At 46.0% G+C, this 15,220-nt stretch carries 13 protein-coding genes and 2 pseudogenes; 2 read left to right on the top strand and 13 right to left on the bottom strand.

Going from position 1 to position 15,220, the window contains the following annotated elements:
- Window positions 1–141: 141 nt before the first annotated feature.
- The 5 genes from pnpS to citZ form a co-directional block, all read right to left on the bottom strand.
- Window positions 142–1,881, bottom strand: a complete 1,740-nt coding sequence (pnpS, locus tag D5S11_RS06430) for a two-component system histidine kinase PnpS (protein WP_108724789.1) — start codon at window positions 1,879–1,881, stop codon at window positions 142–144.
- Complete coding sequence (locus tag D5S11_RS06425; protein WP_003152457.1) at window positions 1,874–2,593, bottom strand: response regulator transcription factor; 720 nt, start codon at window positions 2,591–2,593, stop codon at window positions 1,874–1,876. The genes pnpS and D5S11_RS06425 overlap by 8 nt, the downstream gene beginning before the upstream one ends.
- Before the next feature lie 215 nt (window positions 2,594–2,808).
- Window positions 2,809–3,747, bottom strand: coding sequence for a malate dehydrogenase (gene mdh, locus D5S11_RS06420; RefSeq protein WP_003152455.1), 939 nt, complete (start codon window positions 3,745–3,747; stop codon window positions 2,809–2,811).
- A 45-nt stretch (window positions 3,748–3,792) separates the two neighbouring features.
- Entirely contained in the window at window positions 3,793–5,064 is a 1,272-nt protein-coding gene (gene icd, locus D5S11_RS06415; protein WP_007408075.1) for an NADP-dependent isocitrate dehydrogenase, read from the bottom strand.
- A gap of 160 nt (window positions 5,065–5,224) precedes the next feature.
- A complete protein-coding gene (gene citZ, locus D5S11_RS06410; RefSeq protein ID WP_003152453.1) occupies window positions 5,225–6,343 on the bottom strand; it encodes a citrate synthase in 1,119 nt (372 codons plus the stop codon).
- Between the two features lie 472 nt (window positions 6,344–6,815).
- Here citZ and D5S11_RS06405 point away from each other — a divergent pair.
- Window positions 6,816–6,905: pseudogene (locus tag D5S11_RS06405) on the top strand (peptidoglycan-binding domain-containing protein); the annotation flags it as partial.
- A gap of 486 nt (window positions 6,906–7,391) precedes the next feature.
- On the opposite strand, the gene D5S11_RS06400 reads toward D5S11_RS06405, so the two are convergent.
- The 3 genes and pseudogenes from D5S11_RS06400 to D5S11_RS06395 form a co-directional block, all read right to left on the bottom strand.
- Entirely contained in the window at window positions 7,392–7,802 is a 411-nt protein-coding gene (locus D5S11_RS06400) for a YjdF family protein (RefSeq protein ID WP_015240369.1), read from the bottom strand.
- 162 nt (window positions 7,803–7,964) lie between these two features.
- A pseudogene (locus D5S11_RS20050) lies at window positions 7,965–8,125 on the bottom strand (peptidoglycan-binding domain-containing protein); the annotation flags it as partial.
- 80 nt (window positions 8,126–8,205) lie between these two features.
- Window positions 8,206–8,670 (bottom strand): DUF441 domain-containing protein, encoded by a 465-nt coding sequence (locus D5S11_RS06395; RefSeq protein WP_007408072.1) that lies wholly within the window; start codon window positions 8,668–8,670, stop codon window positions 8,206–8,208.
- A 95-nt stretch (window positions 8,671–8,765) separates the two neighbouring features.
- Between D5S11_RS06395 and ytvI the strand changes: the two genes are divergently transcribed.
- Window positions 8,766–9,881 (top strand): sporulation integral membrane protein YtvI, encoded by a 1,116-nt coding sequence (gene ytvI / locus D5S11_RS06390; protein ID WP_007408071.1) that lies wholly within the window; start codon window positions 8,766–8,768, stop codon window positions 9,879–9,881.
- 31 nt (window positions 9,882–9,912) lie between these two features.
- Here the strand turns inward: ytvI and D5S11_RS06385 are convergent, their stop codons facing one another.
- The 5 genes from D5S11_RS06385 to accD all read right to left on the bottom strand — a co-directional run bounded on the left by D5S11_RS06385 (window position 9,913) and on the right by accD (window position 15,189).
- Entirely contained in the window at window positions 9,913–10,296 is a 384-nt protein-coding gene (locus tag D5S11_RS06385) for an FxsA family protein (protein WP_012118168.1), read from the bottom strand.
- Between the two features lie 110 nt (window positions 10,297–10,406).
- A complete protein-coding gene (gene pyk, locus D5S11_RS06380; protein ID WP_007408069.1) occupies window positions 10,407–12,164 on the bottom strand; it encodes a pyruvate kinase in 1,758 nt (585 codons plus the stop codon).
- A 39-nt stretch (window positions 12,165–12,203) separates the two neighbouring features.
- Complete coding sequence (gene pfkA, locus D5S11_RS06375) at window positions 12,204–13,163, bottom strand: 6-phosphofructokinase (protein WP_007408068.1); 960 nt, start codon at window positions 13,161–13,163, stop codon at window positions 12,204–12,206.
- Between the two features lie 191 nt (window positions 13,164–13,354).
- On the bottom strand, window positions 13,355–14,332 hold the full coding sequence (gene accA, locus D5S11_RS06370; protein ID WP_020956193.1) for an acetyl-CoA carboxylase carboxyl transferase subunit alpha: 978 nt from the start codon (window positions 14,330–14,332) through the stop codon (window positions 13,355–13,357).
- Entirely contained in the window at window positions 14,317–15,189 is an 873-nt protein-coding gene (gene accD / locus D5S11_RS06365) for an acetyl-CoA carboxylase, carboxyltransferase subunit beta (protein WP_007613077.1), read from the bottom strand. Before accD ends, accA begins: the two co-directional genes overlap by 16 nt.
- Window positions 15,190–15,220: the final 31 nt, after the last annotated feature.

Raw genomic sequence — 15,220 nt, 5'->3', positions numbered from 1 at the left:
GTGAAAACGCAAAAAAGGACGGGAACAAGAAAACACGTTCCCGCCGTCAAAATTGGCTCCTTGGATGAAGGGGTTCTGTTACATCCTAACAAGATAGGTTTAACAGGTCATGAAGAAATTGTTAATCCTTTGTAAAGCTGATCACGCTTCCGGCTGCCGCTTCAGCGTCACGGTAAATACAGTCCCCTGTCCCGGCTCGCTTGTGACCTCGATTTTACCTTCATGGGCTTCTATTAAGTGCTTTACGATGGCAAGACCGAGCCCGGTTCCTCCCGAGTTGCGGCTTCTGTCTTTATCCACGCGGTAGAATCTCTCAAATATCCGCGGAATCTCTTCCTTCTGAATGCCGATTCCCGTATCGGACACTTTGATATCGACAGCGGTTTCTTTCACATTTACCGAAATCGCCACCGTCCCTTTTTCAGGCGTGTAGGTTAAAGCGTTGTTCGCCAGATTCAGGAATACCTGCTTCAGCCTGTGCACATCACCCATCACAAAAATCGGCTCCTCCGGAAGATCGAGCTGAAAACTGATGCCTTTTTCCTCAGCCTTATGCTGTAAAAGGGCTTCGATTTCATGGAGGATTTTTGCGGCGTCAAAGGACTCTACGCGCATCGTAAAGTTTTGCTGCTCCATCTTGGATAAATCCAGTAAATCCTGCACGAGAGATTGGAGCCGCTCACTTTCTTTCAGAATGATAGACAGAAAGTCTGAAAGCGCCTTTTCGTCTTTCATCGCTCCGTCTAACAGTGTTTCCGTAAAGCCTTTAATCGAGGTGATCGGTGTTTTCAGTTCATGGGAGACATTGGCGACGAAGTCCTTTCTCATCTGCTCCAATTTTTTAATTTCCGTCATATCGTGAAAGACGAGGACGATGCCCTTCCATTCATCGTCAGGGCCCATGATCGGAACGCCGTCAACTTCAAAGTAGCGCCGCTCAATGTTGATGGGAAGTCTGAGCAGCTGGCATTTTTTCGTCTCCGTCATAAAAATGTCTTCGACAAGCCGAATGATCTCCTCATGTTCAAACGCATCATGGTAAAGACGCCGAAGCAGACGTTCAGGCTTTGTATGAAACTGCTTCGTGTATGACCGGTTCACGAGATTGATAAAACCTCTCCCGTCTATTAAAATCAAACCGGATCCGATATTTTCAATGACGGTTAACAGACGATCGCGCTGCATATCCTGCGTTCTCGTCATTTCCATTAAATCGACCGCCAGGCTGTTCATCGCACGCCCGAGACGGTCCGACCGCCTTGCGTAACCGCTGTAGGAGCGGGCGTCATAATTCCCCTTGGACAGCTCCGTCGCCACTTTTGTCGCGGCGTCGATTGATTTTTTGTAACGGGACGTCATGTTTGTATAAAAGAAAACGATAATGATAAAAGCGGTACAAAGACTTGCTGCCAGCATGCCCCACATTTCTCCGGTAACGCTTGAACCGCCGTTGATCTCAGAGGAAACGAGTACATACCCCGCAATTTTCCCGGCGTCATTTTTTACGGCAGTGCCGCGGATGACTTTGCTTTTCGACTGTACGGCTTCCTCGCTTTTATTGTGAGAAATGAACTCCTTTACGGCTGAATCATCAGCATGACTGCCGGAATGATATACGGCGTCACCCTTCTCATTGAGCACGGCGACGTTTATACCGAGGGTGCGGCCGGCGTCACGGATTACCGTTTCATTGCTTTTATTGCCGATTCGGCCGGTGTCAAGAAGGCCCGCTATGTATACCGATTCCTTTTTCAGCTGATCCGCCGTTCTTTCTTCAGCGGATGAAGAAATAAGCTGCTGTAAAAAAAGGCCGAGAACACTGAAAACCAATATGATACATACAACGAGTAAAGCGAACAGACGCACACGGACTTTATTCATTCATTTTTGGCTCCTCCAGTTTATACCCCAAACCTCTGATTGTTTTAATATAGATGGGTTTTTTGGTATTTGATTCGATTTTGTCGCGCAGATGACTGATATGAACGTCAACAATCCGGGTATCCCCGGCAAAATCATAGTTCCAGACCGCGCTCAGCAGAAGATCTCTCGTCAGCACTCTTCCCTTATGTTTTCCCAAATACAGAAGCAGTTCAAATTCTTTAGGCGTCAATTCCAGCTGTTCTGACTTGAAGTACGCTTCGTAATGCTCCGGAAGAATTTTCAGCTCGCCGATGAGGATCTGCCCGTCCTTTTCCTCTTCTCTGCCTTGTGACAGCGAAGAAATGTCAGCCCTTCTTAAAATGGCTTTCACCCGCGCAGTGACTTCCCGCGGACTGAACGGCTTTGTCATGTAATCATCCGCTCCGAGCTCCAGTCCCAGCACTTTATCAAACTCCTCATCTTTTGCTGTCAGCATCAAGATCGGGACCATCATTTTCTGCTGTCTGAGCTGCTTACAGACGTCGATTCCGTCCACTTTCGGCAGCATGACATCCAGTACGATTAAATCCGGATTTTCATTCTCTGCCAGCTCCAGAGCCTCTTCTCCGTCTGATGCGGTAATGACATCATAGCCGGACCGTTCCAGATTATACTGTAAAAGAGTAACGATAGATTGTTCATCATCTACAACTAAAATTTTTTTGTTCATGCTGCGCCCTCCGCTGTCTATTTTCCCCGACATCCAATTTTCTCTATTTTATGTGCTGCATATCACTTTATGATTTCATTTTATCCAATACTGCCCGTTCAGACAATTCGCCTTTTTGATCATTTTCAGAGAAAGGATCGCTCAGGGAAAAAGAAAACGCTTTCATTAATTGTAAAAAGAGGAAGGCTTCTGATTCGGAAGCCTTCCCTTTTTTCTTATGACAATACTTTCATCACATTTTTGACAGATTCAACTGATTTACTCAGCTGCGCTTTTTCATAGTCTGTCAGTTCAAGCTCGATGATTTGCTCTAGGCCGTTTCCTCCGATAATCGTCGGTACGCCTAAGTAAATGCCTTCATGACCGTATTCGCCTTCTAAGTAAGCGATGGTCGGAAGCACGCGGCGCTGATCTTTCAAAATGGCTTCTACCATTTCAGTCAGTGATGCAGCAGGCGCGTAGTAGGCGCTTCCGTTGCCGAGAAGGTTGACGATTTCCCCGCCGCCTTTTCTTGTACGTTCTACAATCGCATCAAGACGGTCTTTCGGGATAAGCGTTTCAAGCGGAATGCCGCCCGCATAGGAATAACGGACGAGAGGAACCATGTCGTCACCGTGTCCGCCAAGAACAAAACCGGTCACATCTTTTACAGACAGGTTTAATTCTTCAGCGACGAATGTTCTGAATCGTGCAGTGTCAAGCACTCCGGATTGTCCGATGACGCGTTCTTTCGGGAAGCCTGATTCTTTGTACACCGCATATGTCATCGCATCAACAGGGTTTGTCAATACAACGATAATGCAGTCAGGAGAATATTTCACGATCTCACGTGTGACGCTTCTCATGATTTTTTCGTTTGTAGATACGAGATCATCACGGCTCATGCCCGGTTTTCTCGCAATTCCGGCTGTGATGACGACGATATCAGAACCGGCTGTGTCCTCGTAGTTGGACGTGCCTGTGATTTTCGCGTCAAATCCTTGGACCGGACTTGCTTCGAGCATGTCTAGCGCTTTTCCTTTTGTCGGGTTTTCTAATTGCGGAATATCAACGAGCACAACGTCCGCAAGCTCTTTTTGAGCTGTCAGAAAGGCTGTTGTCGCTCCCGTAAATCCTGCTCCGATAACAGAAACTTTACTGCGTGTTTTTCCCATGATTCTCTTCTCCTTTTTTGGCTTCATTAGAAGTCTGCTTTAGGTTCAGTCCATGTTTTTAATTAGCTCTTCACCAAACTCTGAACATTTCACTTCAGTTGCGCCGTCCATTAATCTAGCAAAATCGTACGTTACTACTTTTGAAGCAATCGTTTTTTCCATAGATTTAATGATCAAGTCAGCAGCCTCATTCCAGTTCAGGTGTTCAAGAAGAAGCACTCCTGAAAGGATGACGGATGACGGGTTGACTTTGTCAAGGCCGGCATACTTTGGAGCCGTTCCGTGAGTCGCTTCGAAAATCGCATGCCCTGTTTCATAGTTGATGTTCGCTCCCGGCGCGATTCCGATTCCGCCTACCTGAGCGGCAAGCGCATCAGAGATATAGTCTCCGTTTAAGTTCATTGTCGCCACGACGTCGAATTCGCTCGGACGGGTTAAGATCTGCTGAAGGAAAATATCAGCGATGCTGTCTTTGACGATGATTTTTCCTGCCGCTTCCGCGTCGCTCTGCGCTTTATCAGCAGCTTCTTTTCCGTCTTTTTCGACAATGCGGTCATATTCAGCCCAAGTGAATACTTTATCTCCGTATTCTCTTTCGGCAAGCTCGTAGCCCCAGTTTTTAAATGCCCCTTCAGTGAACTTCATGATGTTTCCTTTGTGGACAAGCGTGACAGACTTACGGCCGTTTTCGATCGCATACTCAATGGCAGCTCTGACTAAGCGGCTTGTGCCTTCTTCAGAAACAGGTTTGATGCCGATTCCTGACGTTTCAGGGAAACGGATTTTGTTAACACCCATTTCATTTTGCAGGAAGCTGATCAGCTTTTCAACCTCTTCAGAACCTTTCGCATACTCAATTCCGGCATAAATATCTTCCGTATTCTCGCGGAAAATGACCATATCCGTATCTTCAGGTCGTTTGACCGGAGAAGGCACTCCCGTGAAATATCTGACAGGGCGCAGGCACGTAAACAAATCAAGCTCCTGTCTCAGCGCCACGTTCAGAGAACGGATACCGCCGCCGACCGGTGTCGTCAGAGGACCTTTGATGGCGATGAAGTACTCTCTGATGTCTTCCAGCGTTTCGGCAGGAAGCCACTCACCTGTTTTATTATAAGCCTTTTCACCGGCATAAACTTCTTTCCACGTGATTTTTTTCTCGCCTTTATATGCTTTTTCAACAGCGGCTTCCAATACTTTAGAAGCGGCGTTCCAAATATCAGGGCCTGTGCCGTCGCCTTCAATAAACGGGATAATCGGATTATTTGGTACGTTTAATACTCCATTAGAGACTGTAATTTTTTCACCTTGTGACACAATATTACCTCCCAGTATGTAATTCATATTTAGAAAACATTTTATTTTTCTTGTATAGAAAATAAAATGACTTTTCTCAAGATTCTATCAAAATTGTAAACCAATCCGGGCTTGATTAACAAGAGGCTAACGACATGAAAATCACCAGCCTCCCGTTTGATCAGGCTCTTTCATCAATCGGAACAAAAGTCTGCTTATCCGGACCCGTGTAATCAGCGCGCGGGCGGATGAGGCGGTTGTTATCGTACTGTTCAAGAATATGGGCGATCCATCCTGACATTCTGCTGACCGCAAAGATCGGCGTGAACAGATCGTGATCAATGCCGAGACTGTGGTATACAGATGCGGAATAGAAATCAACGTTAGGCGGGAGTTTTTTCTCCGACGTCACGATTTCTTCGACACGGATTGACATCTCATACCATTTGCTTTCCCCCGTCAGATTCGTCAGGCGTTTGCTCATTTCTTTTAAGTGTTTGGCGCGCGGGTCTCCATGCTTATACACACGGTGTCCGAAGCCCATTACTTTTTCCTTTTTCTCCATTTTGCTGCGGATATAAGGCTCGGCGTTTTCCACTTCGCCGATTTCTGTCAGCATTTTCATGACGGCTTCATTGGCTCCGCCGTGAAGCGGTCCTTTTAAAGCGCCGATGGCGGCAGTGATGCCTGAGTAAATATCAGATAAGGTGGCGACACATACTCTCGCCGTAAATGTTGATGCGTTCAGCTCATGATCCGCATGAAGAATGAGCGCTTTGTTAAACGCTTCCACTTCGATCGGAGAAGGCTCTTCACCGTTTAAGGTGTAAAGGAAGTTCTCCGCGATTCCGTACTCTTCCTTCGGTTCAACAGGATCAAGTCCTTTGCGGATTCTTGAGAAAGCGGCGACAATGCCCGGCACTTTCGCCTGCAGACGGATGGCTTTTCTGTAGTTCGCTTCCGGATTCATAACATCGGCTTCACTGTCAGTCAGACCGAGTAATGAAATCGCCGTCCGGAGCGCAGCCATTGGATGTACGTTATTGAGGGGATATGATTTGAAGTGCTCAATGATTTCTTGTGGAACGGCAGCTTCTTTCGCAAGCTGTTTTTTCAGTTCAGCAAGTTCCGTTTTATTCGGCAGGCGCAGATGCCACAGCAAATAAATGATTTCTTCAAAACTTGCATTCTCTGTCAAGTCGTCAATATCGTACCCTACATATGTAAGGGTATCGTCGATAATAGAGCTTACAGATGATGTTGTTGCTACAACCCCTTCAAGACCGCGTGTTGCTGTCATATTCAACCTCTCCTTTTCAATCAAAATTCCCCTTTAAAGAGTATATAAAACATACGGCTTACTTAAAATGAGTCATGCAAACAATCCCTTTCCCCTTTAAGAAAATGCTTACATTTCACTGATTGCGGTTACATAACCGATATGCTTATAGAGGAACATAACAAATTCTTATAAGCTTATTTAAGTTTAAGCCTATTCTTATTATAAACAATAATCTGATTAATTTGTAGACTTTTAACTAAAAATGTTTTAAAAGCCCTATATATCAAGGTTTTGCGTTGATAAATTTAATCGCTTGCTTTCAGGCGCTTTGTAAAACCATGTATTCTCATGTTTTCATTTGGGGGTGTTTTGGAGGAGACTTTAAAAGGACAGGCGCGACAACTTCACCGCAAATTTAATCCCCTTCTTAGGAAAGTGAATAATATGAATGGGACAGAGTTCTCAATTTCATCGGCCCGAAAACAGCAAAGCAGTCAAACGATTCCAGTCCATGTACGGCCTGACTGCTGATGGCATTTATGGGCCAAAGACAAAGACGAAAATATTGTCCTTGCTATAATATAAAGCCTTCCCATTAATGTCTCTTAGTGGCAGCCTTATAGAATTTACGGACATTGTCTAATATATCTTTACATAAAAGTTCTTGCATAAAAACATCAAATAGCTCTTGAGAATCTTTTGGGTTCTGGCGATGTTCTTGTTTAGCAGCAGCCACTGTGATAGAGCTTAACGAAAAACATAAGATCAACAATACAATTATTTTTTCAAATTAATCATCTCCCTTCATAAAAATAGAGAGTTTATTATTACTTCAGCTAAGACAAGATTTTCGCTTTTGCAGTCAGCCCGTAAATATCCTTATCAAACCGTTCATCAATTGAAACTGACTCATTTACTGATGTAAGTGAAGTTAAATAAATGGCAGAAAAACCCTCCTCATCTCGAGAAGAGCTCTGACTTATACTTCTTTTTCTCTAAATCAGTCCGAAGAAACTAACTGATGCCGCTCAACTTTTCAATCGAAGGGCTTCATCGGGCTCTCCAACTATTTTCCCCTATGCTTTTCTTTTGCTTTTTGTTTTCTGATTAAATATTTTTGTTCCTTTATTTTTTCTCTTTGTTTTCTGTTCAGTTGTTTTTTCTTTTCTTTTCTTGCTTCAAGCTCCTGTTTTATCGCTTTTTGTGCCTTAGTTGATATCCCGATATTTTTCATTTCTTTAGAAGCTTGTCGTTGCAATCTTTTTGGGTTTAATTTCTTAGATTTTGCTTTAACACAAACCCCTTCTTGTTCAGTGTGGGAGAGAGTCTGTAAAAGTTGATTATTAACAAAATGCATTATTTCTGAATCCTTTGGCTCTTGTCCAAACAAATGACGAATTGCTCTTAATTTCCCGTCATTCACAACTTCAATGACTCCTACCCAAAACTGACCATCGTAGTAAACCGTTAATTTCATAACGATTCCCTCCTCCTAAATTTACTGAAGAATGATGGACATCCCGAGGAGGGGAAGGTTACTGACATTTTAAATCATGCATCCGGACTACCAACCGAATTGTGTTTTTTCATTCTCATTATAAATTTAACAAACTTTCAAATTGAAGGAAAGGGTCTCCGCTTATTTTAACAACACTTCAAGTTTTGCTTTGGTATCAGGCCCATAAATCCCATCAGCTTTTAATCTACTGCAATCGCTGTTTTCGCTCCATGTGCGCCGTCAATCCCGAAGCTCTTTGTTACATGGTAAGCCGCTTCATTCATCGGAATAATGTAAATGGCATTTGTCTGAACTACAAAATGCGCAAGTGCAAACTCTAATTTTCTCCACAAAAAAAGCAGCTTTACGCCGCTTTTTTACTTTACGAAGTGAATATTTTAACGATTTGCATGGCCAAGTAGGCGATTCCGGCGCCGATTAACGGGCCTACGGCGACGCCTCCGAAAAGCGCGACGGCAAGTATCGTGCCGATGACCAGCGCCGTTGTAATATGAGGGTCGTTTTCCAATAAGGTGAGACCGTTTTTGGCGATTAAGGCAACCGCGATCCCGGCACCGAGAGCGATCCACGCATAATATGATTTCATCGCTTCTCCGAGCTGTTTAAAACCGATATCACCTGTGGCAATCGGCACTAAAACGGCGATTGTAATGACGGTGACCCCCCAGTTGATGCCTTTTGACTGAATAACCGGAAATAGTTTCTGATCAAGACCGACAGCTTTTATCACAATGAGAAAGCCGACGGCAAAAAGCAATGACTGATTTTTGGCTATCAATGCGATGGCCAGCAATAATAGTAAAAATAAATTCGCTTGTGTAAACATCCTGAAAGCACCCTCTTTCATCATATCTGTATTCATATCCTTTTTTTGACGAATAAACTAATGTAATAGGACGTGCCATCGAGAGGAGGATCGATGTGAATCCGCACTATGCAACTGTTTTTTTCCGCGCGCTGTTTGTACTCGCTGCGGCCGGCGGCGCTTTAGCGGCCGGTTACGCCTCATTTCCGTTAACTTATCCGTTTCTGATCGCCCTTATTCTGTCATCAGCGATCATTCCCGTTGTTGACTGGCTGGACAAACTGACGGGGCTGCCCCGGTCAGTCAATACAGTCATTGTCCTGGTCTTCTTTTTGCTTATTCTTCTCGGCGCGGCGACATTTCTCGTTGCGGAAATCATTTCGGGAACCGCCTATCTGGCCAAAACGCTCCCTCCCCATATCAGCGCCTTTATGACGTATTGCGAAGAGCTGTTCACTTCCCGCATTCAGCCATTGTACCACGAGCTGACCGTCTTATTTAACGGGCTTGAAACCAATCAGCAGGCATCCATCGTGACGCATATTCAGACCCTCGGTGATACAGCCGCTAAAAATGCGGGGCTGATGCTTTCACATCTTTTGGAGCTGGTGCCGAAATGGATTGCCTTCCTTCCCAATACAGCTGCCGTCTTCATTTTCGCAATGCTGGCGACTTTTTTTATGACAAAGGACTGGCATAAGCTGAAGGCGCTGCTTTATTCCATTCTTCCGGAACGGGTTTCGGCAAACGCCAAGGCCGTATCGGGAGAGCTGAAAAAAGCGATGGCAGGTTTCATTAAGGCGCAGGCCGTGCTCATACTTTTCACGATGATCATTGTCTTTATCGGACTTTTTCTTTTAGGGATTGAGCATGCGGCAACCATCGCCTTTTTTATCGGCCTGGTGGACCTGCTCCCGTATCTCGGCGCCGGATCGGTCTTTGTTCCCTGGATTATGTATTTGGCCATTGCCGGTCAGCTTCCTCAAGCGATCGGTCTCGGTGTTTTATATATTGTGGTTCTTATCCAGCGCCAGCTGACGGAGCCGAAAATTTTAAGCAAGTCAATCGGACTTGATCCGCTTGCGACCTTAATCGCTCTGTTTGCCGGCTTTAAATTGTTCGGAATTTTAGGACTGGCTGCGGGGCCCGCGCTGCTCGTTTTCATTCAGGCCTTTATCACAACGGGCGCTTTAAAAGAAATATGGGCCTATATTACTGTTCAGTCCAAATAAAAACAGCAGCCCTGTAAGAAGGCTGCCGTTTTTATTTGATAATGATCCGCTTGTTTTTTGACATTCCTCTCAGCCATTTGAACAAAAGCGGCTTCATGCGGTTCCGAGTGAACGGAATCAGAAGACAGGCCCCTGCAATATCGGAAAGAAAACCCGGAAGCATCAAAAGCAGGCCTCCGAAAAAGACGCATATTCCGTCAAGAAGCGCTTCCCCCGGCATTTTGCCGTGCTGCAGGTCGCGCATCACCCGATGATACACATCGGTTCCCTGTCTTTTTGCCACCAAGGCGCCTAACACGCCTGTCAAAATGATGAGAAGGAAGGTCGGAAAAATACCGAGCCATTTTCCCGCCAGCAGAAACAAACCGATTTCAATTGCCGGACACACGATAAACAGTAAGAATAACACTCTCATTTTTCTGCCCTCCTGCCCTTCTAAAAGCGCGTCACCGCCCGCATGGGAATAGGAAAATAAACCTAAAGACAAAAGAGAAGGGAGAACCCCCCTCTCTTTTTTAAAGCTGTTTAAAGAACGCTTGCGCGGCCTTCATACACAGCGCCGCGGGCAGCGTCAACTGTGATAACCTGTCCTTCTGTTAAAACTGAAGTTGCGTTCTCCAGACCGACGATAACCGGAATGCCCAAGCTTAAACCGACAACGGCTGCATGGCTTGTCAGACCGCCTTCTTCAGTGATGAGCGCTGATGCTTTTTCAAGTGAAGCGATCATGTCGCGGTCAGTGCTTGAAGCAACCAATACTGCGCCGTCTGTCATTTTTTGTTCAGCTTCTTTCGCATTTTTTGCAACAACGACCGGACCGAATGCAGATTTGCGTCCGATGCCTTGCCCTTTCGCGATAACGCTGCCGACAGTGTGGACTTTCATCAGATTCGTCGTGCCTGATTCACCGACAGAACCTGCTGTAATGACAATCAGATCACCGCGTTTCACGATGCCGCTGTCAAGTGATTTTTGAACCGCGTCTTCAAGCATTTCATCGGTTGAATTCGCGTTTTGGCCGCTTGCCGGGAATACACCGAATACAAGACCGAGTTTGCGTGATACAGACTCATTAACCGTAACGGCTACAATCGGAGCCTGCGGACGGTATTTCGCGATCATACGCGCCGTATGGCCGCTTTCTGTAGGGGTAACGATAGCTGCCGCACTCAGATTGATCGCCGTGTGCGCAACTGATTGGCCGATCGCATCGGTAATCGTCATGCCGACCTGATCTCTGCGTTTAGACAGAATTTCTTTGTAGTTCAGAGATTCTTCCGTGCGTGTGGCGATGTTAAACATTGTTTGAACCGCCTCGACAGGATATTGTCCCGCAGCCGTCTCACCGGAAAGCATGATAGCGTCTGTGCCGTCGAAAATGGCGTTGGCAACGTCACTTGCTTCAGCGCGTGTCGGACGAGGGTTGCGCTGCATGCTGTCAAGCATTTGTGTCGCAGTAATAACCGGTTTGCCGAGCGCGTTGCATTTTTTGATCATTTCTTTTTGCACGAGCGGCACTTCTTCGGCCGGAATCTCTACGCCGAGGTCTCCGCGCGCTACCATTAAGCCGTCAGATACTTCCAGGATCGCGTCCAGGTTGTCCACGCCTTCCTGGTTCTCGATCTTAGGAATGATTTGAATGTCAGACGCGTTATGCTCTTCAAGCAGTTCGCGGATTTCAAGGACATCCGTAGAACGGCGTACAAATGACGCAGCGATGAAATCAACGCCTTGCTCGATACCGAATACGATGTCTTTGGCGTCTTTTTCAGTAATTCCGGGAAGGTTGACGCTGACGCCGGGAACGTTTACGCCTTTTTTATTTTTCAGCGTGCCGCTGTTTAAGATTTTTGTTTTGATTTCGTGTTTTTCCGGATTTGATTCTAGCACTTCCAATCCGATTAAACCGTCATCCAACAGGATGATAGACCCTGCTGACACGTCGTCTGCCAGGCCTTCATAAGAAACTGAGAATTTTTCAAGCGTTCCCAGCACCTGTTTCGTAGAAACGATAATTTCATTTCCCGCCTGAAGCTCAAGCGCGCCGTTTTCCATATCGTGCGTGCGGATTTCCGGACCTTTCGTATCGAGGAGAATCCCCACGTTTTTGCCGAGCTTTTTGCTTGCTTCTCTGATGTTTTTGATTCTTGCGCCGTGCTCTTCGAAATCACCGTGTGAAAAATTCAGACGAGCAACGTTCATACCCGCTTCCATCAATTTTGTCAGCATTTCTACACTTTCACTGGCCGGACCGATTGTACAAACGATTTTTGTTTTTTTCAACTCGTTCACTTCCTTCTGAAATCTTCAGCTTCTTCCGCCTTAAATAGACAGTTCTTTTGAAAGCTGATACATGTTTGGTTCAACAGTATGTTTTGATTCTAAAATTTCTATAATATCATGGTCTACAAGCTTGTTGTTTTGTATACCTACGCAGCGTCCGCCTTTTCCTTTAAGCAGAAGCTCAACCGCGTAAGCGCCGAGGCGGCTTGCAAGAACCCGGTCAGAAGCGCTTGGAGATCCGCCGCGCTGGATGTGCCCTAAAACGGATACCCGTGTTTCAAGGTTCGTTTCTTCTTCGATGCGTTTTCCGAATTCAACCCCGCTGCCTACCCCTTCTGCAACGATGATGATACTGTGTTTTTTGCCGCGGTCGTGCCCTCTCTTCAAACGGCCGATAATTTCCTGCATATCGTAGTCCGCTTCAGGAATTAAAATTGATTCCGCTCCGCCTGCAAGACCTGCCCATAAAGCAATGTCGCCCGCATGGCGCCCCATCACTTCAATAACGTATGTACGCTCATGAGACGTAGCGGTGTCACGGATTTTATCAATCGCATCAATTACGGTGTTTAGCGCCGTATCAAATCCGATCGTAAAATCAGTTCCCGGGATGTCATTATCTATCGTACCCGGTACACCCACACACGGAAACCCGTGTTCCGTTAATTTTTTCGCACCCATGTATGAACCGTCTCCGCCGATGACGACAAGACCTTCAATGCCGAGTTTCTTTAAATTTTCGATTCCTTTTTCACGGCCTTCAACTGTTTTGAATTCAGGACATCTGGCCGTGTACAGCTTTGTTCCGCCGCGGTGGATGATGTCACCGACCGAACCAAGCTCCAGTTTCTCTATTTTACCGCTGATTAATCCTGAATAACCGTTATAAATTCCGTACACTTCGACGTCGTGGTAGATAGCTTTCCGCACAACCGCGCGCACCGCAGCGTTCATACCCGGGGAATCCCCGCCGCTCGTTAAAACTCCTATACGCTTCATTTCCTATTCACCTCAGCAACATATATATGTTAAACATATCATGATCATTGCCCTAAAACAATGAAAAGGGACGCCTGAGCTCCCATGAAACCTTACCTATTATACAATTAAATAAATTGTTTTTAAATAAAATTTAAGGAATATCACAAAAATCACAAAAAATAAACGTGAGCCATAGGCTTCACGTCTATTCAGTTTACCCCGATATATTGATCCTCAACCGAAACTTTCCCGATTGCTTTATATTTTTCATATCGCTGTGAGATCAATTCTTCGGCGTTCAATTGAAGAAGAGATTTTAACGTTTCTTTAAGTATACCGTCAATGTAGCCCGCCTGCTGCTTGATATCATGGTGAGCTCCGCCCTTCACTTCTTTAATCATATCATCAATAATTCCTAATTCTAATAAATCGGGCGCAGTAATCTTCATGGTTTCGGCCGCTTTTTTCGCAAGGCTGGAGTCTTTCCACAAAATGGATGCGGCTCCTTCAGGAGAAATAACGGAATACGTCGAGTTCTCAAGCATCAGCATGCGGTTGCCCACACCTAACGCAAGCGCGCCTCCGCTGCCGCCTTCCCCGATGACGATACAAACGACAGGCACTTTCAGGCCGGCCATCTCGAACAGGTTCTTGGCGATGGCTTCACTTTGTCCCCGTTCCTCCGCCGCTTTACCCGGGTACGCTCCCTTCGTGTCGATGAAGCAGATAATCGGGCGGTTGAACTTATCCGCCTGCTTCATGAGACGAAGCGCTTTGCGGTAGCCCTCAGGGTGAGGCATCCCGAAATTGCGGACAAGGTTTTCTTTCGTGTCTTTTCCGCGCTGATGTCCGATAACGGTGACCGGCATGCCGTGATATTTGGCGACTCCGCCGACAATCGCCGCATCATCTCCGTATGTTCTGTCTCCGTGGCACTCAAAAAAGTCGGTAAACAGGTATTGAATGTAATCAAGCGTCGTCGGCCGGTCGGGAAGGCGTGCGATCTGCACTCTGTCCCACGGCTTCAGGTTTTTATAAATCTCATCCTGAAGCTTGCTGAGCCGGTCTTCAAGCCTTGCGATTTCAGCGCTTAAATCCATCTCCGAATCTTGGGTGAATTTTTTCAGTTCGGCGATTTTCGTCTGCAGTTCAATCACTGGTTTTTCAAATTCTAATCTTGCAGCCACTCATGCTCACCTCCTGTTTGGTGCATGTCCAGCAGAAATGCGAGTTTGTCTTTCATGTCGTTTCGGTGAATCACCGCATCAAGCTGGCCGTGCTTTAATAAAAATTCCGCCGTCTGGAAATCTTCCGGCAGTTTTTCCCCGATCGTCTGTTCAATAATACGTCTTCCGGCAAATCCGATCAAGGCGCCCGGTTCAGCGAAATTATAATCACCGAGAGACGCGAAACTGGCCGATACGCCGCCTGTCGTCGGATGGGTCATGACAGAAATAATCAGTCCCTGCTCCTCACTGAACAGTTTTAATGCAGAGCTTGTCTTGGCCATTTGCATAAGGCTTAAGACCCCCTCCTGCATACGTGCGCCGCCTGAAGCGGTAAAGATGATAAACGGGACTTTTTCCTCTTTTGCTTTTTCAATTGCAAGCGTGATTTTTTCGCCGACAACCGAACCCATGCTGCCCATTCGGAATGTTGAATCCATGATCGCGATCACGGCCGGGAATCCGCTGATGGTTCCTTTTCCGGTAACCACCGCTTCATTCAGCGATGTTTTCTCACGGTCTTTTTCGATTTTTTCTAAGTATTCCGGGAAACCGAGCGGGTTTTCAGATATCATTCCCTGGTTGAATTCTTCGAATGAATCTTCATCCAGGAGGCTTTCAATGCGCTGCTTTGCATTCATCGGGAAATGGTGCCCGCAGTTCATGCAGACGCGCAGGTTTTTATCTAACTCTTTTGTGAGCATGATTTTTTTACATTTGGAGCACTTTGTCATAATGCCTTCCGGAACATCATGTTTTGCCTGCTCAGACGGCACGGAAGCATATTTTTTCTTTTTTGTGAATATATCCTTTAACAAATGATTACCTCCCTTTTGTGAAGGGTTCTCT

Origin of the sequence: Bacillus sp. L75 (assembly GCF_003676355.1) — a bacterium.
GTDB classification, from domain to species: domain Bacteria; phylum Bacillota; class Bacilli; order Bacillales; family Bacillaceae; genus Bacillus; species Bacillus velezensis.
Note: the sequence above shows the minus strand (reverse complement) of the source record. Positions and strands in the feature narration are given on the sequence as shown.

Coding starts and splice junctions, on each gene's coding strand:
- pnpS (WP_108724789.1), bottom strand. CDS start 1,881: ATGAATAAAGTCCGTGTGCGTCTGTTCGCTTTACTCGTTGTATGTATC.
- D5S11_RS06425 (WP_003152457.1), bottom strand. CDS start 2,593: ATGAACAAAAAAATTTTAGTTGTAGATGATGAACAATCTATCGTTACT.
- mdh (WP_003152455.1), bottom strand. CDS start 3,747: ATGGGAAAAACACGCAGTAAAGTTTCTGTTATCGGAGCAGGATTTACG.
- citZ (WP_003152453.1), bottom strand. CDS start 6,343: ATGACAGCAACACGCGGTCTTGAAGGGGTTGTAGCAACAACATCATCT.
- D5S11_RS06400 (WP_015240369.1), bottom strand. CDS start 7,802: ATGAAATTAACGGTTTACTACGATGGTCAGTTTTGGGTAGGAGTCATT.
- D5S11_RS06395 (WP_007408072.1), bottom strand. CDS start 8,670: ATGTTTACACAAGCGAATTTATTTTTACTATTATTGCTGGCCATCGCA.
- D5S11_RS06385 (WP_012118168.1), bottom strand. CDS start 10,296: ATGAGAGTGTTATTCTTACTGTTTATCGTGTGTCCGGCAATTGAAATC.
- pfkA (WP_007408068.1), bottom strand. CDS start 13,163: ATGAAGCGTATAGGAGTTTTAACGAGCGGCGGGGATTCCCCGGGTATG.